Source organism: Lacticaseibacillus zhaodongensis (assembly GCF_009687905.1).
GTDB lineage: Bacteria > Bacillota > Bacilli > Lactobacillales > Lactobacillaceae > Lacticaseibacillus > Lacticaseibacillus zhaodongensis.
This window is the reverse complement of record NZ_BLBG01000001.1, coordinates 15586-39117: the sequence shown is the minus strand read 5'-3', so window position 1 is coordinate 39117 and position 23532 is coordinate 15586. Positions and strand designations below refer to the sequence as shown.

General features: G+C 52.4%; 25 protein-coding genes. 7 read left to right on the top strand and 18 right to left on the bottom strand.

The window, feature by feature from the left end; genetic code table 11:
* Positions 1–14: 14 nt before the first annotated feature.
* Both GN107_RS00190 and GN107_RS00185 read left to right on the top strand, forming a co-directional pair.
* Complete coding sequence (locus GN107_RS00190) at positions 15–659, top strand: copper homeostasis protein CutC (RefSeq protein ID WP_155286240.1); 645 nt, start codon at positions 15–17, stop codon at positions 657–659.
* 107 nt (positions 660–766) lie between these two features.
* Positions 767–1396, top strand: a complete 630-nt coding sequence (locus GN107_RS00185; protein WP_155286241.1) for an endonuclease III domain-containing protein — start codon at positions 767–769, stop codon at positions 1394–1396.
* A gap of 5 nt (positions 1397–1401) precedes the next feature.
* Here the strand turns inward: GN107_RS00185 and GN107_RS00180 are convergent, their stop codons facing one another.
* Genes GN107_RS00180 through yjbM form a run of 4 tightly spaced genes read right to left on the bottom strand, consistent with a single transcriptional unit; the run spans position 1402 to position 4577 of the window.
* Positions 1402–2076, bottom strand: coding sequence for a DUF6198 family protein (locus tag GN107_RS00180; protein ID WP_155286242.1), 675 nt, complete (start codon positions 2074–2076; stop codon positions 1402–1404).
* A gap of 57 nt (positions 2077–2133) precedes the next feature.
* Positions 2134–3024: an RluA family pseudouridine synthase gene (locus tag GN107_RS00175; protein ID WP_155286243.1), complete on the bottom strand. Its 891-nt coding sequence runs from the start codon at positions 3022–3024 to the stop codon at positions 2134–2136.
* A complete protein-coding gene (locus GN107_RS00170; RefSeq protein ID WP_155286244.1) occupies positions 3021–3821 on the bottom strand; it encodes an NAD kinase in 801 nt (266 codons plus the stop codon). The genes GN107_RS00175 and GN107_RS00170 overlap by 4 nt, the downstream gene beginning before the upstream one ends.
* Positions 3822–3824: 3 nt before the next feature.
* Positions 3825–4577, bottom strand: a complete 753-nt coding sequence (gene yjbM, locus GN107_RS00165) for a GTP diphosphokinase (RefSeq protein ID WP_155286245.1) — start codon at positions 4575–4577, stop codon at positions 3825–3827.
* 139 nt (positions 4578–4716) lie between these two features.
* Between yjbM and GN107_RS00160 the strand changes: the two genes are divergently transcribed.
* Positions 4717–5310 carry a CYTH domain-containing protein gene (locus GN107_RS00160; protein WP_155286246.1) on the top strand — a complete coding sequence of 198 codons (594 nt, stop codon included), beginning with the start codon at positions 4717–4719 and terminating at the stop codon, positions 5308–5310.
* Here GN107_RS00160 and GN107_RS00155 read toward each other — a convergent pair.
* The 12 genes from GN107_RS00155 to GN107_RS00105 all read right to left on the bottom strand — a co-directional run bounded on the left by GN107_RS00155 (position 5297) and on the right by GN107_RS00105 (position 17910).
* A complete protein-coding gene (locus GN107_RS00155) occupies positions 5297–6358 on the bottom strand; it encodes a competence protein CoiA (protein WP_196246218.1) in 1062 nt (353 codons plus the stop codon). The two genes, GN107_RS00160 and GN107_RS00155, sit on opposite strands and share 14 nt — an antisense overlap.
* A gap of 63 nt (positions 6359–6421) precedes the next feature.
* A complete protein-coding gene (locus tag GN107_RS00150) occupies positions 6422–7396 on the bottom strand; it encodes an asparaginase (protein WP_196246219.1) in 975 nt (324 codons plus the stop codon).
* 98 nt (positions 7397–7494) lie between these two features.
* On the bottom strand, positions 7495–8838 hold the full coding sequence (locus tag GN107_RS00145) for a PFL family protein (protein ID WP_155288040.1): 1344 nt from the start codon (positions 8836–8838) through the stop codon (positions 7495–7497).
* A gap of 9 nt (positions 8839–8847) precedes the next feature.
* Positions 8848–9114 (bottom strand): ACT domain-containing protein, encoded by a 267-nt coding sequence (locus GN107_RS00140; protein WP_196246220.1) that lies wholly within the window; start codon positions 9112–9114, stop codon positions 8848–8850.
* Between the two features lie 184 nt (positions 9115–9298).
* A complete protein-coding gene (locus GN107_RS00135; RefSeq protein WP_155286248.1) occupies positions 9299–11206 on the bottom strand; it encodes an HTH domain-containing protein in 1908 nt (635 codons plus the stop codon).
* Between the two features lie 257 nt (positions 11207–11463).
* Positions 11464–11937 (bottom strand): nucleoside 2-deoxyribosyltransferase, encoded by a 474-nt coding sequence (locus GN107_RS00130; RefSeq protein ID WP_155286249.1) that lies wholly within the window; start codon positions 11935–11937, stop codon positions 11464–11466.
* A gap of 127 nt (positions 11938–12064) precedes the next feature.
* The gene (gene pepF, locus GN107_RS00125; RefSeq protein WP_155286250.1) at positions 12065–13864 is read right to left on the bottom strand and encodes an oligoendopeptidase F; all 1800 of its coding nucleotides are present in this window, start codon (positions 13862–13864) and stop codon (positions 12065–12067) included.
* Between the two features lie 276 nt (positions 13865–14140).
* On the bottom strand, positions 14141–14263 hold the full coding sequence (locus GN107_RS11445; RefSeq protein ID WP_269057676.1) for a hypothetical protein: 123 nt from the start codon (positions 14261–14263) through the stop codon (positions 14141–14143).
* A 75-nt stretch (positions 14264–14338) separates the two neighbouring features.
* Positions 14339–15499: an ArgE/DapE family deacylase gene (locus GN107_RS00120; protein ID WP_155286251.1), complete on the bottom strand. Its 1161-nt coding sequence runs from the start codon at positions 15497–15499 to the stop codon at positions 14339–14341.
* A 94-nt stretch (positions 15500–15593) separates the two neighbouring features.
* Entirely contained in the window at positions 15594–17039 is a 1446-nt protein-coding gene (locus GN107_RS00115; protein ID WP_155286252.1) for a 6-phospho-beta-glucosidase, read from the bottom strand.
* A 140-nt stretch (positions 17040–17179) separates the two neighbouring features.
* The gene (locus tag GN107_RS00110; RefSeq protein ID WP_371863471.1) at positions 17180–17473 is read right to left on the bottom strand and encodes a PTS lactose/cellobiose transporter subunit IIA; all 294 of its coding nucleotides are present in this window, start codon (positions 17471–17473) and stop codon (positions 17180–17182) included.
* A 113-nt stretch (positions 17474–17586) separates the two neighbouring features.
* Positions 17587–17910, bottom strand: a complete 324-nt coding sequence (locus GN107_RS00105; RefSeq protein ID WP_155286254.1) for a PTS sugar transporter subunit IIB — start codon at positions 17908–17910, stop codon at positions 17587–17589.
* 258 nt (positions 17911–18168) lie between these two features.
* Here GN107_RS00105 and GN107_RS00100 point away from each other — a divergent pair, with 258 nt between their 5' ends.
* Positions 18169–18876: a GntR family transcriptional regulator gene (locus GN107_RS00100; protein ID WP_155286255.1), complete on the top strand. Its 708-nt coding sequence runs from the start codon at positions 18169–18171 to the stop codon at positions 18874–18876.
* 63 nt (positions 18877–18939) lie between these two features.
* Here GN107_RS00100 and GN107_RS00095 read toward each other — a convergent pair whose 3' ends face one another.
* Positions 18940–19701, bottom strand: a complete 762-nt coding sequence (locus GN107_RS00095) for a GntR family transcriptional regulator (protein ID WP_230678534.1) — start codon at positions 19699–19701, stop codon at positions 18940–18942.
* Between the two features lie 213 nt (positions 19702–19914).
* Here GN107_RS00095 and GN107_RS00090 point away from each other — a divergent pair, with 213 nt between their 5' ends.
* The 3 genes from GN107_RS00090 (at position 19915) to GN107_RS00080 (ending at position 22985) form a co-directional block, all read left to right on the top strand.
* Positions 19915–21288, top strand: coding sequence for a glycoside hydrolase family 1 protein (locus tag GN107_RS00090; protein WP_155286257.1), 1374 nt, complete (start codon positions 19915–19917; stop codon positions 21286–21288).
* 65 nt (positions 21289–21353) lie between these two features.
* Positions 21354–22700, top strand: coding sequence for a PTS sugar transporter subunit IIC (locus GN107_RS00085; RefSeq protein ID WP_196246221.1), 1347 nt, complete (start codon positions 21354–21356; stop codon positions 22698–22700).
* Between the two features lie 66 nt (positions 22701–22766).
* Complete coding sequence (locus GN107_RS00080) at positions 22767–22985, top strand: hypothetical protein (protein WP_155286258.1); 219 nt, start codon at positions 22767–22769, stop codon at positions 22983–22985.
* A gap of 120 nt (positions 22986–23105) precedes the next feature.
* Here GN107_RS00080 and GN107_RS00075 read toward each other — a convergent pair whose 3' ends face one another.
* Positions 23106–23444: a hypothetical protein gene (locus GN107_RS00075; RefSeq protein ID WP_155286259.1), complete on the bottom strand. Its 339-nt coding sequence runs from the start codon at positions 23442–23444 to the stop codon at positions 23106–23108.
* Between the last annotated feature and the right edge of the window lie 88 nt (positions 23445–23532).

Genomic DNA, 23532 nt, shown 5'->3' with positions numbered 1-23532 from the left:
GAGGAAATCTATCAATGCTAAATGAAGTTGCTGTTGAAAACTTTACCCTTGTCCCTGCCGCTATGGCGGCCGGTGCCCAGCGCATCGAGCTGACCGGTAACCTGACCGCTGGCGGCACCACTGCCAGCAAGGGTACTGCAATCGAAAGTCTCAAGTACTGCCACGAGCACAACGCCACTGTTGTCGCAATGGTCCGCCCCCGCGGTGGTGACTACTACTTCAACGACACCGAACTGAAGATCATGGAACACGACATGCTCGAATTCCAGGCATTGGGCATGGACGCCGTTATCTTCGGTGTGCTGACCAAGGACAACCAGCTCGACAAGGACGCAATGGAAAACCTGATTGCGGCCGCTGGTGGCATGCAACTGGTCTGCAACCTCTGCTTCGACTGGATTCCTAAGGAGAACCAAAAGGAAGCCATGGACTGGCTCGTTGAAAAAGGCTTCACCCGGATCCTGTCCCACGGTGGCCTGCTCGACACAAACGTACTCGACAATCTCGACCAGCTCAAGCAAATCGTTGACTGGGCAGACGGGCGGATTGAAATCCTTCCTGGTGCCGGTGTGAACGACGGCAACAAGGACCAGATCTGCAAGTACATTGGTGTTAACCAGGCTCACGGTACACATGTTCTTGGAGAACTGAAGGCCTAACAGCATGAACTGAGCAATATAAAAACGGACGTCAGAATTCAGCTGACGTCCGTTTTTGCGTGCCCCCAAATGCGCTAAGCTAATACTAAGTAAAAGGAGGCCACCCAATGGCTGCTAAGTTACGTACAATCACTGTTAATAACTTATACGAAATTCTGTACGACCGCATGGGCCCACGCCACTGGTGGCCGGCCGGTAGCACCGTGCAACTCATTTGCGGCATGATCCTGATTCAAAACACCAATTGGCGGAATGTCGACCGTGCCCTCATCAATCTAAACGCGGCCACTAATTTCGGCTTGGGTGCGATTTTGGCACTCAGCGACGAAGAATTGCAGGAACTGATCCGCCCCAGCGGGTTCTACAAGGCCAAAACGCGCTACCTACGCACCGCACTCACCATGTACAGGGATGATTACCAAACCCTGACCAAGTTGCCAACAGCAAAACTACGCAAGCACCTCCGCACTCTGCCCGGAATTGGCAACGAGACCGCGGACGTCCTGCTCTTGTATGTCTTCATGCGCAGTGCCTTCGTGGCGGACAGTTACACCCGCCGACTTTTCAATCCGCTGGCAGGCCTGAACGCCAACTACCAGCAGCTACAGACTGCAGTTGCCCCCCATTTTGATTTGAACGTGGTCCGCGCGCAGGAGTTTCACGCCCTCCTCGATGACTACGGGAAACTGGGAACAGATGCGTTCGATCTCATTGATCGGTACCGTCTGCAGCTTTGAGCAAACTAGTTCATTCCCAACCGCAGATGCGGCAGGTGCGGAAAAACCACCTTGTCGGCGATTCCCACAACACTGCCTTGGAACAAAAGTGCAAACAGTGTGCCGATGTTGATGGCGGCCAGGGGCACCCCGCAGCTAACGGTCAGAATCAAGAGCATAATCGGCGGCGTGAAGGATAGCAATTGGGCCCAGGCGGCATGCCCCCGGCAGAATTTGAAGCGCAAAATCTGCATGAAGTCATCCGCCGGGTGCAAAATTATGTTCAGCCGCTGATAAATCGATATGCCGATCCCGATGAACACGATGCCCAGGATATCGAGAATTATCCGTACTAACAGCGGCAAGCCGGTGATGTGCAGGAAACCAAGCAGCACAACCATCCGCCCAATCAAAAAACTGAAGGGGAAAACAAAGAGCAGGTTGCCGGCAATCCGCTGCCACTCGATTTTGCCCAGAATGATTGCGTTGAGAATGACCAAGCCCACCCCTTCAGCCGCCATGATGACGGCTAGTGACAGTGGTAGCAGGTGGCTCAGGTTCACGGCCGAAGCGGTCCAGAGTGCGCTGCCAAGATTCAGCGTGACGGTCAGGGCGTTACCCAAAGCGTTGATCAGAATCGAAATGACGAAGTAGCTCACTTGCCGAGCGGCCGAAATCTTTGTTTTGCGTGACACGATCATTCCCCCAAAAATACATGTTAAAAGTGGCTGGCCTCAGCAGGGACCAGCCACTTCTGTCTATTGCAACCCGACTTTTGTCATCAACGCCTGCATATCCGCCGGGAGCGGGGCGTGCAGGTGCAACAACTCGCCGGTGAACGGTTGGCGCACGGTCAGGTCGCTGCAGTGCAGCGCCTGCCTACCTGTTGGTAACTCACCGCCGTACAGTGTATCCCCAAGCAGCGGCCGCCCAATCGCGGCGAAGTGCACGCGAATCTGGTGCGTGCGCCCGGTGTGCAAGTAAACACGACTAAGGGCGTAGCGGCCGCGCTGCGCCAGGGTGGCGTATTCGGTCACGGAAATTTTGCCCTGTGGCACCACGGCCCGGCGCATGTAAAAGCCGTCCGAAAGCCCCAAGCGGAGGATGATCCAGCCGTGAGCAGCCATTGGGACCGGCCCCGAACTCAGCGCGAGGTACTGCTTGTCCATGTCTGCGGTGTGCAGCTGGCGGTCGAGGAGCGTGTGCGCGAAGCTGTGCTTGGCAAAAATCATCAGGCCACTCGTGTCGCGGTCGAGCCGCGTCACCACGTGGATAGCGGTGCTCTCCGCCCCACTGCGCTGCAGGTAGGCCTTCACCAAATTGGCCATGGAGTCAGGCTGCTTGTTGGCCGCCGGAATCGACGCGGTTCCTGCGGGCTTGTTCACGATCAACAGGTCGCGGTCCTCATAAATAATATCAATGGCCCCAGGAGTGGCCACCACCGCATCGGCGGGCACTTCGGGAGCCATGATGACGCGCACGATATCACCGTCGTGGAGCATGAAGGTGGTTTTGCGTTGCTTATGATTCACGTACACACTGCCGCCGTGAAACTTGAGCCGCGTTAATTGCGCGGAGCTAAAGCCCTGCGTCAGCATGAAGTGCTGCAGGCGCTGCGGCTGGCCGCGGTAATACCACTTCAGGATCATTCTTTCTTCGCCCCAATAAAGGCATCCTCGACTCGGTCCCAGAAGTGCATGTGGCGGTACTTGGCAAAATAAATGTGCTCGTCAGCAATCTGGTAGCGGACCGACTTGATTGGCCGGTCGGACATGTGGAACTGATCAATGGTCATGACGTACTGGACATCACTAGCCGGCTTGAGCACCACCCACTCGTCGGGGGCCAAAATGATTGGTGCGGACAGGGACCGGAAGACCCGGTTGTTGATAGAAGCAATCTCGGTCACCTGCAGGGCCTGGAGCCGCGGATGAAGCACCGCACCGCCATTAGACTTGGAGTATGCAGTGGACCCAGTCGGCGTGCAAATGCACAAACCATCCCCACGGAAGCTCTCAAAGAAATTATCCTTGATGTAAACATCAGTTTTCATCGTGCTGCTGGCGCGCTTTAACGTGGCCTCATTGAGTGCAACGTAATGCCCGGTCGTGTCATCGGCGTAGGTCACCAGGATGTCGAGCAAGGGGTAGCCAATGCGTTCGCCATGGTCATTTTTAAGTGCGGTCACTAGCTCATCCAGCTCGTAATCGCGCCAGTCGGTGTAAAAGCCGAGGTGCCCGGTGTGGACACCCACAAAGCGGATTTTGTCGAGGGCGGCGTTGTACCGGTGAAACGCTGACAACAGAGTACCGTCACCACCAACAGTAATCACAACGTCTGGCCGCGCGGGATTGATTGTGAAGCCCGCCGCCTTCAGCTTCTTGTTCAAACTGTGAGCGGCGTTGGTACTAGCCGTGCCTGAATTGCTAAAAACCCATACTCGCATTCGCTATTTCTCCCCGTCGTCCTGACCATCATCATGCTGCCTGCTGGCGCCGGAGTCATCCGTGTTCGAAGACTCGTCACCATCAGTTTGATTGTCGCTGTCCTTGAACTGCATCCCCTGCATCTGCGGCAGATCCTGCCCCTTGCCATAGGAAAACAGTTGTTGGGCTTCCTGAATTTCTTCGCGGATTTCGGACATTTCCTTATCCAGCTGGAAACTGGCTTCAGCGGCACGCTTGAGCCGGGCCTTCAAGTCGTCAGGGAACTCACCCTGATACTTGTAATTCAGCGAGTGTTCAATGGTCGCCCAGAAGTTCATCGACATAGTACGAATTTGGATCTCCGCCAGAATTTTCTTCTCACCATCAACCAACTGCACGGGGTACTCAATAATTACGTGGTAGGAGCGGTAACCGGACGACTTCACATTAGTCACGTAGTCGCGTTCCTCGAGCACGGTCATGTCGGTGCGCTGGTGCAAAAGGTCAACCACCGCATAAATATCCTCAACAAACTGACACATGATGCGCACCCCGGCGATATCCTGCATATCGGTTTCGAGCACATCATCAGCGATGTAACGCCGTGCCTGCTTTTCAATAATCGAATCCACCGACTTGACTCGCGCCGTCACAAATTCAATTGGTGAGTGCTTGCTAGCCTGCTGGTACTGTTTCCGCATGCCACGAAACTTAATTTTAAGTTCCGAAACAGCCTGTTCATATGGCATTAAAAATACGTCCCAATTCTGTACCATGCAAGTCCCTCCACTATTATGTATTCCGGTACATTATAGCAAAGACCACAAAGAGATAACACCGCCGCCCACTTTTATCGCGACGGTGTTAATATGGGGCTAGCTGAGAGAATCACGAATTATTGGGGAGGACCAACTCATGAGCATTTCACTAGAGCGGGAGTTTAAGACCATTATCAGCGCCGATCAAGCCGCAGCACTCCGGCAAGATTTTAAGTTTGCGCCGGCCTTTACCCAGACCAATATCTATTTCGACGACAAAACGCACCGGCTGGCGGCCGCGAACGATGCCCTGCGCATCCGGGTGTTCGCTGACTACGCGGAGCAGACCCTGAAGGCCCAATCCTCTGGTACGGTCGACCGCCGGATCATTGAATACACCGACCGGCTAACACTTAGCGCGGCGCAGGCCGCCATCGCAAGCGGGCACCCGGTCACTGAGGGAACCGTGGCTAAGCAGTTGCTGGCGATGGGCTTCACGATTCAAGAACTGAGCGCTTTCGCCAGCATGCGTACGACTAGGCAAGAATGCATCCTGCCCGCCGGCAAACTGGTCCTCGACTGGAGCCACTTCGAAGACGGCTACACTGATTGGGAATTAGAAATGGAATACACCGACCACGCCGCCGCTCAAAAACAATTCGCAGCCATCTGTACGCAATACAAAATCACCGTCAAACCCGTGCAGAACAAAATCGGCCGCGCAAGCAAACATCATGTCAAAAAGAGTTAAACTGGGCTAATTTTGTGTCTAAATCAGGGTACCACTGCGGCTGTTGCAGCCATTGCCACGCATCAGCACGCCACTCCAAATACCCCCGCCGGACTAACTCTGCACAAAATTGCGGTGCCACCAGTTCTGCGTACGCCTGGGCGTTAACTAAGGGTAGCGCACTAGTCCTGATTGCCTGCTGCCAAAACGCCAAGTTAGCGGCAACAGTGATCCGCGGCACGGCGCTGAATTGCAGCAGCCACTGCACCCGTAGCAGGTCCTCGGGAAGAACTAAGCCGGGCAAATCACTTAATCCGTGCTGCACGACCCAAGGGCAGCCCGCTAGGTTCAGCCGCCGCGGGTAACACTGGTTTTGCAAACGTAAATATGGCCGTTGCTGGTAATGTAATGCCAGCGCCAACTTCCGCGCGGCAGTAACCGGCTGCACACCGCGCCCCCAGCCGTAACTTTGGCCTAACTGCGGCCACAGTGACTGCCGCTGGCCGCCGTGCCGCCGCAATTGAGTATCCCGCCACAACAGTCCGCGCGCGCTGTCTAAAAAGCGTAGTTCGAGTCCCCGTGGACCCAGGATTGCGAACTTGGCGCGTCCCGCCGCGGCCCGGTCATTAAAGTAACGCTTACCGAGTAACCACTGAGTAGGTAGACCCAAACTAGCGTAACCCTGCGTTCGTTCCCGTAAACGCCCCGCCGCCAGCGGACTACACTGAAACTCCAGAGCCCGCCGCTGCGCACCGTGCGTGATCAGCACGTCGATCCGCTGCTTCTGCTCTGGCAGGTAAACCTCCAGCTCCGCGGTCCACCCACCAGCAACGGCAATGTCCCTGAGCAGCATTTTACCCCGCAGGTGTTCACTGCTCTCGGGTTCACCAAAATTGCAGGCATGGCTGCGGTGGGCAAAGTGGGCTGGCAGCTGGCTACCATTACGAATCAACAAGCGTTCCCCGCACGCCGGGCAAAAGACAGGTGCTTGGGCGCGCTTGAGCCCCGCAGCCTGCTCGTGACTGAGTAACTCACAGCGCCGGCCCTCCTGATCAAGTGCCACAAACATCTTCATCACCTCCAAAAAGGAGACTCCGCAATTTCTGCGCAGTCTCCTTTTTGAATGCTTGATTTAGCTGATTGCGTTATTAACGTAATGCTTAAGCTCATGCCCGCTCTTGCCGGCAGACAGGCCGACTATGAGCTTGATCCGCGCCTTTTGGCCATTAAGACCGCGGCAGAAGATCACACCCATGTGCTCCAGCTCAACGCCGCCGCCCGCGTAATCATAGACGGCTTGGGCAACCCCGTTAAAGCAGCGTGACACCAGAACGATCGGCACCCCGCGGTCAATCAGCCGCTGCAGTGCTGGCAGCGTTGCGGGGGGCATGTTCCCAGCACCAAGAGCCTCGATCACGAGCCCATTCGCACTTTCCGGTAACGCGTCAAACAGCATGCCGTCCATGCCCGCGTAGGCCTTGATCAAGAACACGTTGGCCGCACAGCTGGTGATGGGCTCCACATCCTGATTAATGAGTTCCTGGAAGAAGGTCGCCCCATCCTTAGTCACCAAACCAACCGGACCAAAAGTGGGCGTGCGGAAGGTGGCAACGTTGGTGGTGTGCGTCTTGGTCACAAAACGCGCGGTGTGGATCTCATCGTTCATCACCACTAGACAACCCTTGCCGCGCGCACCGTGACTGGCCGCAACCTTAATGGCACTCTGGAAATTGTACAAGCCGTCCGAACCGATTTCATTGCTAGAGCGCATCGCCCCCGTCACGACGACCGGAATTTCCGGGTCGAGTGTCAAGTCCAGAAAGTAAGCCGTCTCCTCAAGCGTGTCCGTGCCGTGCGTGACCACGACGCCGGTGATGCCTTCATGCTCCTGTGCCTCGCGAATCCGGGTGCTGAGTTCCAGCATCCGTTCCGGTGTCACGTGCGGTGACGGTAAGTTGAAAATTTCCTCGGTTTGCAGCTCGATATCTGCCGGCAGATCCAAGCCGGCAGCCACCAAGGGGTTGACGGCGTTCGGCACAACGTCGCCCTGTTCGTTAGCACTCATTGAAATGGTTCCGCCCGTGTGTAGGACCAAAATTTTACGCATTATTTCCTCCTTCACAGCACTGCACAATTACTAACGCTGCGGTGCCACTGACATTTACTCCAAACAAAAGGGAGCGGCGGGCCGCTCCCTTGGCTTGCTTAGTTTTTGAACGAATGAATTGGTGCGGGAATGTGCCCCCCGCGAGCAATAAACTGGCTGGCGTCGCCGTCGTTCACCTTCATGATCGGTGCCCGACCGAACAAGCCGCCGAACTCAACAAAATCACCAACATCCTTGCCGGGAACCGGGATCACCCGCACCGCGGTGGTCTTGTTGTTGATCATCCCCAGGGCGGCTTCGTCAGCAATCATGCCACTAATGGTAGTTGCTGGCGTTGCGCCGGGAACGGCGACCATGTCGAGCCCAACGGAACAAACAGCCGTCATTGCTTCCAACTTCTCGAGGCCAATGTGGCCCTTCTCAACAGCCGCAATCATGTTGGCATCTTCACTCACCGGAATGAAGGCACCTGACAGACCACCAACGCGCTCGGCCGCCATGATGCCCCCCTTTTTCACAGCGTCATTAAGCAATGCCAAGGCCGCGGTCGTGCCGTACGAACCAACGTGACTGAGCCCCATTGATTCCAGGACCAGCGCAACCGAATCACCGGCAGCGGGAGTGGGTGCAAGGGAAAGGTCAACAATGTTAAACGGCACCCCTAAACGTTCCGCGGCAATCTGCCCGACCAGTTGACCCATCCGCGAGATTTTGAAGGCCGTCTTCTTAATGGTCTCACACAGTTCCTCAAAGGGAGCATCGGGAATGGCCGCAATCGCCCGCTGCATCACCCCAGGGCCAGAGACCCCCGTGTTGATGGCACAATCACCCTCAGAGACACCCCAGAACGCGCCAGCCATGAATGGATTATCTTCCACAGCGTTACAGAACACGACCAGTTTCATCGCGTTCTGCGGTGTTGGCGTCGCAATCTGCTTCACAATATCCCCCATCAGCGCAATGGCGTCCATGTTCATCCCGGACTTGGTGCTGCCAACGTTAACGGAGCCACAAACCCGCTCGGTCTGGGCAAAAGCGGCGGGCATACTGCGCATCAGAGCTTCATCGGCCTTGGTCATGCCGTTTTGCACGAGCGCCGTGTAGCCCCCAATCAGGTCGATTCCACAATCAATTGCCGCCCGGTCCATGGCCTTAGCAATCTGCACAAAGTCAAAACTAGCATCCCCGCCCGCAAGCAGGGCCACCGGCGTCACGGAAACACGCTTGTTAACGATTGGCAGGCCGAACTCGGTTTCAATTTCTTCGGCTACTTTCACTAGGTTCTTCGCCTTCGTGGTGATTTTGGCGTAAACTGCATCGGCTGTCGCTTGAATATCCCCGCGAATACAATCTAGAAGCGAAATCCCCATGGTGATGGTGCGAATGTCCAGGTTTTCTTCCCGAATCATCGCAACCGTTTCTTGAATCTGCTGAGCTTCCATTGTTACCTCCTACAGCTTGTGCATCGCGTCAAACAATTCCTGACGCTGCATCTGAACGGTCATCCCCAGTTCCTGCCCCGCGTCCTCCAGGTCAGAACGAATCGCCGCAAAATCCGCGTTCTCCGGTAACTGCGCACTGATCATCATCGTGAAGTTGCCCTTAAAGATGGTCTGGGTCAGTTCCAAAATGTTAACATTTTCCTTCGCCATCACGGTGGCAATTGCCGCAACGATTCCCACGCGGTCTTGGCCGAACACTGAAACGATAACTAACATGTGTGCACCTCTTAGTTTTTTTATTATTATAACAGGAATGTGCGGGCAGAACGAGGGGCTACAACCGAACATTGCCAGTGACTGATGCAGCACATCAGCAGCTAGTTAGTTAGCTAACTGACATGTGACCATAAAAAAGGTGGCCAAGTTAGACTCGGCCACCCACTAAACACTCTAATTCGTCTTAATCCTTCTCAGCAGTTGTACTGTAAGACTCTAGCAAATCCTGAATCTTGTCTAACTGTGTTTCGAAGATGTGAAACTGTTGCTCACCAATCTCGGCAGCAGGCTTGAACGGCTTGTCCACCCGGCTGATGATTGCGAGGCGCTCGCGGAAGTCCGCAATCGTCCGGTTAGCCAGTCCATCAAGCAATCCGTCCTGGCTGTCAAGCAACCAGTTAGCAACCGTCGTGGACAGACCCTTTAAGCGGCTGCGCACTGATTCCAGTTCCTTACCGCGCAGCCCAGCTGTGCCGGCGGAAATAACCGTCTTCCGCAGTGCCATTGCTAGCTCCATTGCGCGGCTCAAGTCGTGCTTAGGACTGGCATCATCAACTGGAGTGACTACATCAGCGTCTTCGTCAGCTGCTGCGGCGGCACTAGCAGCATTGGCTTCTTCTTCAGCCCGCTCTGCGTTGTCGGCGATCACCATCCGCGCGCCGGCACGCAGCTGCACGAGCCGCAAGCCAGAGTAGAAAGCAAAGCGCCGGGCATTACCAAGGTCATCGTCAATAAAGGTGTTAACTGGCGCAAAATCACTGGTGTTTTCAGGATCTTCAACGTAGGCATAGTGCGCGACAAAATCTGCGAGCTGCAGTCCCTTTTGTGCCCGTGAATCACCATCAGTGATGTGGAAGGACAGGTGCTGCGGTGTTGACAGCTGGAAGTAAACATCCAGCATGTTCTGAATCACGCGTAAAGACTCGGTAGGTAACTTGTTCGTGCGGTCGATGATGATCTGGAACTGAGTCCCCTTCAAGCCGCTGTGCTGCAACTGCTCAATCGCGTTGATCAGGCCAGAAACGTAAGGGAAAATCGTAACCATGGTCGAATCATCATCGGTGATTGTGAGCAATGGTGGGACCATCTTAGTCCGGAATGCGACCATGCGGATGTCATCATTAAGCGAGCCCTTCAGAACGTACTTCACGTTACTCAGGTCCTTACCCTGTGCCTTGACTTCATCACCAGGCGCCCAACCAAATGGGTACAAGGTGTTGGTGAATTCACGGAAAGGCATGATTCCCGGTTCAGTTGAGCAGAGCACCATCCCCACGGTGAAAGGCTTGTTAGCACCCTGACCGAATGATTCGTCAACGTAAATCCGGACAGCAGAGTTAGTTGCCGGCTTGCGCGCAGGCGTCTTCACCCGGCTAGCAATTGGTGTTGTGTCCTGCTGAGGCTGTTCCGCACTCTGCTTGGGCTCCTGCTGCTTTTGTTCTGGTTGCTTAGCAGCTGCTGCAGGCTTAGCCTGAATATTAGTTTGTTGCTGCTTATTTTGCTTAGGTTGCTGTTTCTGCTGGCCGTTAGTATTAGCGTTCTGCTGCTTGGTAGTAGTTGCGGCCTGCTGACTGTTAGTCTTATTACTGCGGCTGGCCCGTGAGTTCTGCTTGCGGTCAGTCTGCTTTGCCGACTGTTCACTAGCAGCATTGCTCTGCTGCTTGCTCGGGCGACCGCGCCTCCGGGTGTTAGTCTGTTTTGCCGGTTCTGTCTGCGCCGCTGCGTCAGTGTTTTGCTTACTCTCCGCATTGTCATTCTTGGCAGTAGTTTGCTTGCGCGTCCGGGCAGCTGGCTTGCTAGTTGTGCTTGCAGACTGTTTTTTGCTCTCGGTCTGTGCTGCTGGTTTTGCTTCCTGCTTGGCTTTGCGACCGCCACGCCGACGCGTGGTAGTGCTCTTCTTGCTGTCTGACTGGTGTGCGGCGACGAATGCTTCAATCTTCTCACGGGTGCTAATTGATGCCCGCTGACGAAGTGACAAGTAGTTGCGAACGGATGAAATTGACACGCCCAATTGCTCGGCGAGAGTATTCGCGCTAATCTTGTCCTCCTGCATGATTTGTTTCAATGTCGCGATAAGTGATGGCCAATCCATATTGTTACTCCTTAAATGTAATTTATATAAAATGAAAAAACGCAATTTTACGTCCTCATTGTAACACGTAGCACTAACATTTACTGCAAACTCACAGCACGGGAGTGAATTATCATGGCCAGTGACCGACACCACAGCCACAAATGCGCACTATTGGGTGACTAACTAACAATTTATTAAATCAATTGAGTAAACAAAATGGGCCACCCGATTGCCGGGTGCCCCATTAATATTAATGCTTGTGCAGTTGGTAATGCCTAGTAGACTTGGCCCTTATACACATCGTAGTCCGGAAAGTTAAAGTTGTAGCCAGCAAGGTCGTGCACGTGGATGATTGCAGTGGCACCGATTGCGGGCATCAGGTTCAGCGGAATTTCGTTCGCGTCTGGCAACACAAGGATGACCGGCTTACGGATTCCGTAAGCATAACCAACTTCCCAGAGCACGCCTGGATCACTGTTAGCTTCCTTCGGGTCGTACATTGCAATTACCAAATCGGTATTGTTAATGCCCTGCACATCACCGTTAAAGGTTGCCAATTGCCATTCGGTGTCGCTGAGCAGCTCAGGGTTCTTCATGGTGTCTAAACTCTTGTACTGGTGGGACAGTGGTAGGTAACTATTTTCAAAATCGACGGTCTTATTAACTTTCAATGCTGCCACACCGGCATTCATCAACGCGGTTTGTTCATCGTTAAACCAACTTGAGGCAATATATGCTGTTTTAGTCATTCTGTTTATTCATCCTAACTATTTTTTGATATCTAGCTAGTTTAGCATTAACGCTCAAGCTGTGCACATTCTCATTCGGTGCTGATTAACAGTTAATATCGCGTTCAGGCGAATTTTCCCCGCCCTATTAGCCTAATAAACCTTCCAACTGCTCAAGTTGGGCGGCAAAGCTAGCGAAGGCATCATCAAGATAATCACCACTCAGAATATCAACCCCCGCATCGGCAAGTACCTTGACTGGTGAAGCTGAATTACCTGCAGACAGGAACCGTTTGTAGCGAGTAACAGCCGGATCGCCCTCCGTCAAAATCCGCTTCGCCATTGTTGTCGCAATCGCCTTAGAAGTTGCGTATTGGTACATATAGTAATTGTAGAAGAAGTGTGGGATCTGTGCCCATGATGCTGTCGGCCAATCAACTGTAGTAACGGCCGGACCATAATAATCCGCCTGAATTGTCGCCCACTTAGCATTCAAAGTTGGTGCTGTGAGTGGCGTCCCGTTAGCTTCGGTCGTGTACATGAAGTGTTCAAACTCAGCAAACTGAGCCTGGCGATAGAGCGTCCCAACGAAATCGTCAACTGCTTCCGTTAACAAACTAATGCTTTTCGTGCGATCAGCTTTATTCTGCGCCAACTCGTATGCGTTCAGTAAACTCTCGTTAGTCGTGGAGGCAATCTCAGCAGTGAAGGCCGGGTATTCAGCATCCCAAGCAGTTTGAACCGCATCAGAGTATACCGTCTGCATCGCGTGCCCGGACTCGTGGACTAAGGTACTCAAATCGTTATAGGTATCCGCCCAGTTAAGCAGGATGTAGGGGTGGACACCGTAAACACCAATCTCGTAGCCACCGGTCGTCTTGCCCTTCGTTTCAGGAACGTCTACCCACCGGCTCGCAAATTCAACGCGCAAGTGATCCAGATAATCCTTACCTAGTGGTGCCAGCGCCTTAAGTGCAACCTCCTTGGCGGTCGCGTAATCTACCCGCTCGGGTTTAGCATCCGTATTGAGGGGCACACGCAAGTCATAACTGTACATTTTGTCTAAACCGAGCACCCGCTTGCGCAGCGCGTAATAACGGTGCAACAAGTCTAGGTGGGCGTGCGTTTTACTTAGTAAGACATCGTACACCGTCTCGGGCAACTCATTTTGCGCCATGTCCATTTGCCGAGCCGAGTCATAGTGGCGCAGCTGCGCACCCACGTTCTGAACGTGAATGTGTGCGTCCAGAGTCTTGGCAAAAGTGTTCTGGAACGCCACGTAACTGGCCGCCGCCTGCTTGGCTGCCTGCTTCCGTGTCGGCCGGTCCGCTTCAGTCCGGATTCGGCTCATCAACCCGCGGGTCAGTTCCTGCTGCTCGCCATCAAAGTCAATGTTCCCAAAGGTCAAATCGGTGTCGTCGAGTGTCACCTGAATATCCTCGGCTGCCGTCAGGGTCGGTGCGAGTGCGGCCAGGATTTTCTCCTGGTCCGGCGGGAGCACATGGCCGCGCTGCTTACGAATCAAGTCCAGTACGTGACCATACTCATTAAGCGCAGGTTCTGCCTGTTTAAAAGCTGTCAGCTGGGCATCTGTCAGGTCAATCACCGCGGACTTAAACCACGCCGTTGCCTTGCCAAATGTCGAATAGCACTGGTCAGCATCAGCCTGCAGCTGTTGGGCTGCGGGGTCCGCACCATCCTGACTAGTTTTGAGCATCGCGTAAACGCCAATGTGGCTGATCAAGACCTGAGTCGCGTAATACTCCTGCACCGCCTCCAAGAAGTGCTCAGCGTCATTTGCAAAATCATTCGCGGCTGCAGCCAAACGCACACTGCGGTCATTCGCAGCGCCCGTTGCGGCCTTAAACTCATCATCGTCCGCATAAATATCGGTCAGATTCCAAGTTAGCTCCGTCGGCACTTCACTGCGCAATTGCTGTTTTTTCATAATTAGTCCTCCATTTTTAATCTTGGCTTAATTATAGAGCAATACTGCGGGGATGACACTGGAAAAAGTTCCTGCACGCGAGATGTTCTAGCGGCCGGTGCCGAGTCGAGCTGCGGTACCCTGCCCCCTACGATCAAAATGACTAAGGCCTTGACGAGAAGATCACTCGTCAATACCTTAGTCACCTTGATGCTCAGGGGCAACCCGGGTGACTCCGCTCTGTGTACTAAAAAGGGTCACGCATTAGCGTGACCCCTGAAACGAATGTTTGACTTATTAGCTCTTGAGAGCGGCAACAGCCTCTTCGACTGTGGCACCGGTACCGACATTTTTCTGGTTCCTAACGTCGATGGCGATAAATAGTTGTTTCTTCGTATCTAGTTGCAGACGGTATGTCATTCTGCATTACCTCCATTCAAATAGTCTTGCGAATGGTCTTACGGTAGCGAATATTAATATCATACTAGCTTATCATTAGTAAGTCAAGCCGTACTGGCTAAATATTTTTTCGTACAGACCGATTGCCTGGGTAAAATCAGCAATATCAACGTATTCATCAGTCTGGTGCGAACTATCATTGCCCGGACCGTATTCAGCGAGGTCCATCCCCGGCTGCAGCATGACCGCCGCATCATTGATGCCCGTACCGCCCTTAACTGGCAGACTAGGCAGGCCCTGTGCGTTGCGCACCGCCTGAATAGTCTGCACGAGGTGGTTGTCGGCGGAGCTGGCAACGGAATCAATCGTTGAATCAACGCTCAGTTCAAAATGCAGTTCAGGGTGCGCGGCCGCAGCCTCATCCTTCGCGGCATTAATCGCCTTGGTGAAGGCCACATTATCAGCAAGCGGCGTCGTGCGAATGTTCGCCCGTAATTTTGCCGCTTCCGGAATGATGTTGACCTGGTTACCCCCATTAATGAGGGTAATGCTGTGGGTCGCGTGGCCGAGCATCGGGTGGTCTGGTGCACACAGCTTGGCAGCTTTAGGAGCAACCGCTGCACTATATGCAAACAGACCCGTAATGGCATTGGCCCCTTGCTCAGGAGTTGATGAGTGCGCCGCCTTCCCCTGAACGGTTACCGTGTAGTCAATAATTCCGCGGCAACTCGGCTCGATCTGGGTACTGCTCGGCTCACACACAAGAATGCCGCTCAGTCCGTCGACATAATGGCCGGCAGCAAGCTGCCGGGCCCCATAGTTGTCCACTTCTTCACCCACCGTGGCGAAGAAGACCAGCTGCGTATCGTGCAGTTCATGCTTTTTGACCACATTGAGAAAGGCCACAAAGGCGGCAATCAAGCCGCTCTTCATGTCACTGGCACCACGGCCGTAGATTTTGCCATCCTTAATGGTGGCGGCAAAAGGATCATAAGTCCACTTCGCCGGATCACCGGGATCAACCACATCCATGTGCCCATCAATACCGAGCTTAGTTTTTGCATCGTCCGGTCCGTACTTAATGATGAGGTTATCCCGGCCAGGTGCATAATTGAGTCGCTCCACCGTCAGCTCCCCAGCGTCAACATAGGGCTGCGCCAGTGCATCGAGCACGTCCGCGACTTCCGCCTCTTTTGCCGCCACGCTGGGAATCTTAATAACCTTTTGGAGTAATTCAACTGCTTCCTGATTATCCATTAATAATAACCTCCGTCTATGTGAATACGAATATTGTATCCTAAGACGTATAAATATACAAGTACTTGTGCTGAGCTACACAAAAGCATTTCGCTTAATCATCGAGATCCTGCCCATTAGTGCGGATTACCCGTTGATACCAAGCAAACGAGTCTTTCAGATAGCGTTTGCCGCTACCGTGCCCTGCATCATCAAGATCAACGTAAATCAAACCATAGCGTTTAGCCATCTCCCCGGTGCTGGCGGAGATCAAATCGATCGGGCTCCACATTAAGTAGCCAAAAAGATCAACGCCATCTTCACCAACTGCGGCCCGAACCGCTTGAATGTGCTGCCGTAAGTAGTCGATTCGGTCTGGATCATGAACACTTCCATCCGCTTCCAACTTATCGTAGGCCCCAAAGCCGTTCTCAACGAGTAACATTGGCTTGTGCCAGCGGTCTTGCATCCAGTTCAGCATCGTCCGGAGTCCAGCCGGATCAATTTGCCAACCCCAGCGTGTCTTCTCAACGTAAGGATTATCAACCAGGTCGTTGTGCTCATCATACTCGTGCAGGCCGTCCGCGCGCGCTTTAGTGACGAGGGAAAAGTAATACGAAAATGCTAGGTAGTCTGCCGCACCGGCCTGGAGTGTTGCCGCATCATCATCTGCCATGACAATGTGGTAATCCTTCCGCTGCCAGTACCGCAGTAGCCACTGGGGGTACTTCCCAGTCAGCTGTACATCCCCGTAGTAATACCGGGTCTGCATTGCCCGCTGCGCTTCAAGTACGTCATCTGGCTTGGCGCTCAGGGGATAAATTGGCACCATTGCGAGCATCGCGCCGACCTGCAGGCTAGCGTCGATGCGATGCGCCGCGATCGTCGCCGCTGCCCCGGCAACCATCTCGTTGTGCGCCGCCTGAAACATGTCCTCTTCGTGATTCTCATCGGCTCTGAGCACCAAGCCTGAATCTTGCAGCAAGTGGTGGTCTGAGTGCCAGTCAGTTTGATTATTAATTTCATTAAACGTGATCCAGTACTTCACCAAATCATGGAAGTTTGCGAAGCACACCTCAGCAAAGCGCGTGAAGAAGCCGATCAGCTTACGGTTGCGCCACCCACCATACTCTTTGACTAAATGGTAAGGCATCTCAAAATGCGACAAGGTAACTACCGGTTCGATTCCAGCGGCACGTAGCCGTGTGAACAGATCCCGATAGTATGCAAGTCCAGCCTGATTAGGCTCAGCTTCATCCCCATTCGGGAAAATCCGTGTCCAGGCAATTGAGGTTCTAAATGCTTGCAAACCTAACTTCTGAAACAACTTAATATCTGTTGGGTACTGGTGGTAAAAATCGATTCCCCAGTGGTTTGGATAATCCTTATCAGGTTCGATGTGCCCCGTTACCGTCCGCGCCGGCGCCGTGCGACTGGCAGCCGGCATTAAGTCTGCGATGCTGACACCCTTACCGCCTTCTTGCCACGCTCCTTCTACTTGGTGTGCGGCCACGGCTCCGCCCCACATGAATTCTTTTGGAAATGCTGCTTGTTTTGTCATTTTGTAATTCCTTTCTGTACTGCAGTTCCGCCAGCTAAAGGCGCTTGAGGCAACAAAAGGGCCGGGTGCAAGCACCCAAGCCCTTTTTGTTGTTGTATTCGCCAAGTCGGAATGATTCACCGACACATAGCCGCGGTTAATTACTTCTTGTTGTCCAGCCGCTTGTACAGATCCACAATCTCACCAGCTAAGTCCCTGAACGTGATTGCGTTCATGATGTGGTCTTGCGAGTGAACCATAAGTAAGGTCACCTTTGCGTGCTTGCCATTCGCCTCATCGGTGAGCATGGAAGTTTGCGTGTTGTGCGCCTTAACCAAGAAGTCGTCAGCTTCCTTGAGCTTAGCATCAGCGGTCGCGAAATCGCCGTCCTTTGCTGCGGTAATTGCTTCAAAAGCTGAACTCTTCGCATTTCCACCATTGATGATCAGACCCATCACTACTTCAAGATTCTGGTCGTCCTCATCCTCTGGGGCTTGCTGCTTCGTTGTTACTGATTTGTCTTCTGCCATGTGTTCTGCTCCTCACTAATCGTTAATTGCTTTAATTCTTACTTAGCTGCTTCACTATCGAGCACACTGAGTGCGTGCTTAAGCACCTTGTCACCGTTCATCAGCCCGTAATCCTGCATGTTGATAACTTCAACAGGGATATCAAGCTTGCTTTGGTAGCTCTTCAGCAAGTAACGAACTTGCGGTCCTAACATCAAAATGTCAGGGTGTTCGCTCTCGATTTTGTTATCCGCATCTGAAGAAGCGGTTGCAAAAATGTCAGCGTCGAGGCCATCAGCTTCAGCAGCCTTCTGCATCTTGGATACCAGCAGGCTGGTGGACATACCTGCGTTGCAAACCAACATAATTTTCTTATCAGCCATGGTAATTCCTCCCTAATTTCGTGTAAATTATCGGATGCGGTCCGCGTAACCGCTTCCATCTCCATGAACCCATCATAATACGTAGGAACAACTTTTTCAAGTGCCTACCAATTTATTTTGATTTTTTCTTGTAAACGTGACCGTAGCGGTCTGTCGGGACATGCCGACGCTTCCAAATGTTATCCAGCACACACAAAATATCCTTGCTGGGGTACAATAGAAGCAAGCGCAACGGAAAAACGCGGGAGGAGTGATTATATGTACCACGATATTGCTGAACAAATCATTGAGCTCATTAATAAAGGGGTCTTCACCCGCAAGCTGCCAACCGAAGCCGAGCTAATGCGGCGTTATTCTGTTAGCCGCAACACGATCCGGCGCGCCATTGATTTAGTTTACCAGCGCGGCTTAATTCGCCGAGTTCAGGGTTCGGGCTACTTTATTAACGACCTGCCGAACCAATCTAAGGCCATCGTCAATCTGTCCGTTGGTCCCGGCGAGACGATGCACGGCGGCGACTATCACCTCAGCTCAAAGGTGGTCACCTTCGACAAAATCATCGCGGATGCCACCCTTGCAGCCAGGATGCGCGTCGACACCGGTAGCGAGTTGTACCGCATTGTCCGCCTGCGTGACCTTGACGGCGAGCGCTACTGTCTGGAAGAAGCGTACTATTTGACCACTATTGCTCCCGTGATTACTGTCGAAGCGGCTAATCATTCCATCTTCGACTTTCTAGCCGAAAGCTATGGTATCCGCGTCAGCAGTTGCGAAAACTACATCGGCATGACCACCCTCTCCCCAGACCAGGCGGTAGTGCTGCAGGAAAAAAGCAAGCAACAGTTCCTCACTCTCACCCAGCTGAATTACTACGGCAATAATCAAGTGTTCAACTATTCAACAACCATCTTCGTTTACCCGGACTTGCGATTTTACTTTCTGTCCTCGCACCTCCAAAGCAACTAACAAGCAGCACAAGCCACAAAAGCGGCCGCCCATAATGGACGACCGTTTTTTATGTTTGCCCCGCTAATGGGTACGTGACTTGTGCCGCAACTGGCTGAGGCCAGAAGTACCAGTGGCAAGTTCAACATCCGCAATCACGCTACTTGTTTCGTAGGGAAAGTGGGTGATTGAGTATTCGAAGGGTTCACCCTCCTCGGTGTAACTAACCTGTTTAATCGCCAGAACCGGATCATTCAGCTTGGCACCGAGCGCATCCACATCATCCTGAGTTGCCTTAATTGCATAAACCCGGCGGTGGGAACCAGCAATATGAATGTGGCTTTCTTCGGCCAGGTGCTTGTAAACAGAGCCGCGCAGAACTTCCTCAGTAATGGTAGCAATTTTGGTTGGCATGACGGTCCGTTCGTAGGCATAAACCTGGTTATCAACGTAACGCACCCGGCGAATCAAGTAAACGGGTTCACTGGGACCAATAATGAGGCGCCGTTGTTCCTCTTCATCTGGCAGGCGCGCGTTCAGGCTCAGCACCCGGCTGGTAACCTTGCGTCCCGAGTAAGTCTCCGTCGCCCCAATTGGCTTGTCGATCAAGGACTCCATATCGTGGTCCTGAGCATCATAGTCTTTCCGGAGAAAGGTCCCCGCGCCACGCTTAGTGTAAACAACCCCTTCAACAACTAGGGTTTGGATCGCCTTACGGATGGTCATCCGGGTCGTCGCAAACTCCTTGGCGAGTGTCTCTTGGTCCGGAAGTAACGCACCAGGCTTATACTTGCCGCTGGTAAAGACCTTCTTTAACTCGACCGCGATTTCTTGATATTTGTACAATTGCAATCCCTCCCTTAGCCGCATCGATTGAGTTGCCCACGATCCGCTAACGAAAAAAGTTTTTATAAATTCTCTGTCTTGATTTTAACGCATTCTAACGGCTTTTGTTCATCTTATTTTGCAGATTTGTATATACTTTTATAAATTAAGGGCTTTACATGGTCATGATAACGCTGTATATTGAAAACGGATTCAAGGAAAGGAAGGTGCAACATGACACACCCATTGCCACAAGGTTTTTTGTGGGGCAACTCAACGTCTAGCATGCAAACGGAAGGAGGCTGGAATGAAGGTGGCAAGGGCTTGTCAGTATATGATGTTCGCCCGGCGACCGCTGACACCAGCGATTGGCACGTCGCCATTGACGAGTATCATCGCTATGCAGAAGACTTCGACCTGATGGCTAAGCAAGGCATGAACTGCTACCGTTTCCAAATTTCCTGGAGCCGGATCTGCCCGACCGGTGATGGAGATTTCAACTCGGAAGGAATTGCCTTCTATGACCATTTGATTGATGCTTTAATTGCACGGCACATCACGCCCATGATTTGTCTCTACCATTTCGACATGCCACTCGCTCTAGCCAAAAAATATAACGGCTTTATCGACCGGCATGTAGTTGAAGCGTTTGTCCGCTTCGGCAAGAAAATGGTTGATTGTTTCGCGGATAAGGTTCCGTACTGGATCACCTTTAATGAACAGAACCTCTACCATTCCGCAGAAGCATTCAGAATTTCCGGCTACCTGCAGGGCCCACGCACTGATGCGGAACTCTACACTATCAGCCATCACGTGATGCTCGCCCACGCTGAGATAGCTAACTACCTGCACGCTAACACGGATGCCAAAATTGGCGGGATGCTAGCCTACAGTGAAGTTTACCCAGCAAGTCCTAACCCCCGTGATGTTCTGTACGCGCGCCAGATCGATGAGTTTATGAATCGCAATCTCCTCGATGCATTTACTCAGGGCCACTACTCAACTGAAGTGCTGCATTTTGTTCACCAGCACGGGATCGATATGGACTTCCAGCCAGCAGACAAGGCAATCATTGCCGAACTACGTAGTGACTTCATTGCATTCAGTTACTACCGGAGCGGCCTGATTGACAGCAGCAAGGTCCCAATTGGAACCATTCCAAACCATTATCTCGACTATGGTGATGCGCACAACCCCCTGCTTCAATACAACGAGTGGGGCTGGGGCGTTGATCCACTCGGTTTCCGCGACATTCTCACGAAGACTTACAACGCCTACCACGTCCCAATGTTCCCAATTGAAAATGGCATTGGGCTCCACGAAGTTCAAGGCGTAGGTCCGATCCAAGATGATGACCGCATCGCTTACCACCGCGAACACATTCGTGCACTTGAGGATGCAGTGGATGTTGACGGTGCAGTAGTCTTAGGTTACTTGGGCTGGGGTTTGATCGATATTCCTAGTTCGAGTGGCAACATGGACAAGCGCTACGGAATGGTTTACGTCAACAGTAGTAACAAAGAGGTGCTCGACCTCAAGCGGACACCAAAGAAGTCTTACACTTGGTTCAAAAAGGTCATCGCCAGCAATGGTGCCGACCTAGGATAATCTATGTGCCGCACATCCGCATGCACCACTGCTCGGTGTGCAAATAATTGAGGGAGGAAATAACTTTGGCAAAACAAACTACATCTGAGAAACTACAAAATTCTAGTTTTCTCGATAAATTTACCCAAGTTTCTGTCACTGTTGGTAACTGGGTCTATCTCCGGTCGCTGCGTGACGCATTTGCAATCATTTTACCAGTCTTCATCGTTGCCGGCTTAGGGGTTATGCTTAACAACACCGTCTTCACCTGGATTTTCAAGGGGGACACGCTAGCCAAGATTCAAGTCTTTGGTAACGCGATCAACAACGGGACGCTAAACGTTGCCGGGGTTCTGGTCGCACCAATGATTGGTTACTCATTGGCTAAGAATAAGGGCTTTGACAACCCAATCGCCGCTGCCGCAATGGCACTGGCAAGTACCTTTATCGTAATGCCTGGCAACATTTCACTCGGAACTGTTGCCTCTGCAGGTGCTAAGCAGGCGCTGGTTACCGGCGGCTACTCCACACTGTACACTGGTACTCAGGGGATGTTTGGGGGGATCATCATCGGCCTTGTCGGCACCGCGATTTTCATGCGGCTAGCCAAAATTAAGGCCTTACAAATTGACCTTGGACCACAAGTTCCACCGGCTGTTTCCCAGTCATTTAGCGTTTTGATTCCTGCACTGCTGCTCATGTCCTTCTGGGCCGTTGTAACTGCCCTTCTGGCCGGCGTCTTCAACTCTGACCTGATTGGCCTCATCAAGACCTGGATTCAGGAACCACTGCGGGGCTTCAACACCAGTCTTCTTGGCTACTGTGTCATTTACTTCCTGGCCAACTTGCTGTTCACCTTGGGGATTCACCAGACTGTTCTTTCTGGCTCCCTGATGGACCCACTAGTTCTGATCAACATGAACCAGAACATGGCTGCATACGCTGCCCACAAAGCAATTCCTAACATCATCACCACTTCATTTGTTTCCACGTACACCCTGATTGGTGGTTCTGGCTCCACTATTTCACTGATCATCGCCATCTTGCTCTTCAGCAAGGTTAAGTCCTCACGTCAGGTTGCCGGTCTCTCACTGGCACCAGGACTCTTCAACATTAACGAACCTATGATCTTTGGCTACCCAATCGTCTTCAACCTGCCAATGATGATTCCATTCGTTCTGTTCCCAGTTCTTGGTTCTATCATTGGTTACTTCGCAACTGCTTGGGGTCTTGTATCCCGGACCGTTGTCCTCGTACCTTGGGTAACTCCACCTCTCATTGGCCCTTACCTCGCAACTGCTGGTGACTGGCGCTCAGTTGTTCTGCAAGCACTAGTTATCATCGGTGGTGTCTTCCTCTACCTCCCATTCATGCGGATTAGCGAACGTGTTGCTAAGAAGCAGGCTGAAATGTCCGAAGAAGGAGAACTGTAGTCCGTTAGTAGGTATTAGTTGTTAGTTGAAATTAGTTATTAGAAGAAATTACCAGGAGGCTACATTATGCCCAAGAAAAATCGAATCTGGATCAGTATCGTGGGAGCCTTGATGATGCTCGCACTCGCCATCAATGACTTGATCAAGTTTGGCTTGTCCGTCACCACCATCTCAACGTTTGTCCTCCTTGCGTTCTTCATCTACGAAATCTACATGGCAATTAAGCACCCCAAAGAGTTGGCGGCACGGATTCAACGCCGTGCCCGCAAACCACGCAAGCAATGAATTGAATGAATCACGAAAGTCCCAGCGCTGATTGGCGCTGGGACTTTTTGTGATTGCCGGCGTTTTCTGTTGTCACTTGCGGTCAAAAAAATCTCGCCGCGTTAACGACGAGATTTTTGATTATGCAATTGGTGCGGTTTGAACGTGAACCGTTAGTTCAAAGTGGTTCTGCATTCCCAAGCAGCGCCGGAAATGATCAACCTCTTCAACCGTGAACCGCTGACCATTAGGAGTACCAACCGTGGCACCAACCTGATAGGCTTCACCGTTCATGATTTTAAGCTTAGCCGTCTCGTAAAACCAAACGTTGGTGTAAAACCTGCGTTCGTCGTCGGCCCCAGAACTATCCAGCGGCACCATAGAAATTGTTTTATTATTGCGGGTCAACAACCATAACGGAATGATGAGAACTGCAATTCCCAGGCTGTTGATCAATAAGGATGTAAGTGCGTGGAGCATTTCTTTGTCCCCCTTTTCGCTAATTGAATAAGCGCTTTCAATCTTTATTCTGGCAGAAAGGTGGACAAATGTAAAGCCCATAATTGCT

Bases quoted from the DNA above. Each gene is read 5' to 3' on its own strand.
- GN107_RS00190 (WP_155286240.1), top strand. From the start codon at position 15: ATGCTAAATGAAGTTGCTGTTGAAAACTTTACCCTTGTCCCTGCCGCT.
- GN107_RS00185 (WP_155286241.1), top strand. From the start codon at position 767: ATGGCTGCTAAGTTACGTACAATCACTGTTAATAACTTATACGAAATT.
- GN107_RS00180 (WP_155286242.1), bottom strand. From the start codon at position 2,076: ATGATCGTGTCACGCAAAACAAAGATTTCGGCCGCTCGGCAAGTGAGC.
- GN107_RS00175 (WP_155286243.1), bottom strand. From the start codon at position 3,024: ATGATCCTGAAGTGGTATTACCGCGGCCAGCCGCAGCGCCTGCAGCAC.
- GN107_RS00170 (WP_155286244.1), bottom strand. From the start codon at position 3,821: ATGCGAGTATGGGTTTTTAGCAATTCAGGCACGGCTAGTACCAACGCC.
- yjbM (WP_155286245.1), bottom strand. From the start codon at position 4,577: ATGGTACAGAATTGGGACGTATTTTTAATGCCATATGAACAGGCTGTT.
- GN107_RS00160 (WP_155286246.1), top strand. From the start codon at position 4,717: ATGAGCATTTCACTAGAGCGGGAGTTTAAGACCATTATCAGCGCCGAT.
- GN107_RS00155 (WP_196246218.1), bottom strand. From the start codon at position 6,358: ATGTTTGTGGCACTTGATCAGGAGGGCCGGCGCTGTGAGTTACTCAGT.
- GN107_RS00150 (WP_196246219.1), bottom strand. From the start codon at position 7,396: ATGCGTAAAATTTTGGTCCTACACACGGGCGGAACCATTTCAATGAGT.
- GN107_RS00145 (WP_155288040.1), bottom strand. From the start codon at position 8,838: ATGGAAGCTCAGCAGATTCAAGAAACGGTTGCGATGATTCGGGAAGAA.
- GN107_RS00140 (WP_196246220.1), bottom strand. From the start codon at position 9,114: ATGTTAGTTATCGTTTCAGTGTTCGGCCAAGACCGCGTGGGAATCGTT.
- GN107_RS00135 (WP_155286248.1), bottom strand. From the start codon at position 11,206: ATGGATTGGCCATCACTTATCGCGACATTGAAACAAATCATGCAGGAG.
- GN107_RS00130 (WP_155286249.1), bottom strand. From the start codon at position 11,937: ATGACTAAAACAGCATATATTGCCTCAAGTTGGTTTAACGATGAACAA.
- pepF (WP_155286250.1), bottom strand. From the start codon at position 13,864: ATGAAAAAACAGCAATTGCGCAGTGAAGTGCCGACGGAGCTAACTTGG.
- GN107_RS11445 (WP_269057676.1), bottom strand. From the start codon at position 14,263: ATGACATACCGTCTGCAACTAGATACGAAGAAACAACTATTTATCGCC.
- GN107_RS00120 (WP_155286251.1), bottom strand. From the start codon at position 15,499: ATGGATAATCAGGAAGCAGTTGAATTACTCCAAAAGGTTATTAAGATT.
- GN107_RS00115 (WP_155286252.1), bottom strand. From the start codon at position 17,039: ATGACAAAACAAGCAGCATTTCCAAAAGAATTCATGTGGGGCGGAGCC.
- GN107_RS00110 (WP_371863471.1), bottom strand. From the start codon at position 17,473: ATGGGTCTGATCATCAATGGTGGAAATGCGAAGAGTTCAGCTTTTGAA.
- GN107_RS00105 (WP_155286254.1), bottom strand. From the start codon at position 17,910: ATGGCTGATAAGAAAATTATGTTGGTTTGCAACGCAGGTATGTCCACC.
- GN107_RS00100 (WP_155286255.1), top strand. From the start codon at position 18,169: ATGTACCACGATATTGCTGAACAAATCATTGAGCTCATTAATAAAGGG.
- GN107_RS00090 (WP_155286257.1), top strand. From the start codon at position 19,915: ATGACACACCCATTGCCACAAGGTTTTTTGTGGGGCAACTCAACGTCT.
- GN107_RS00080 (WP_155286258.1), top strand. From the start codon at position 22,767: ATGCCCAAGAAAAATCGAATCTGGATCAGTATCGTGGGAGCCTTGATG.
- GN107_RS00075 (WP_155286259.1), bottom strand. From the start codon at position 23,444: ATGCTCCACGCACTTACATCCTTATTGATCAACAGCCTGGGAATTGCA.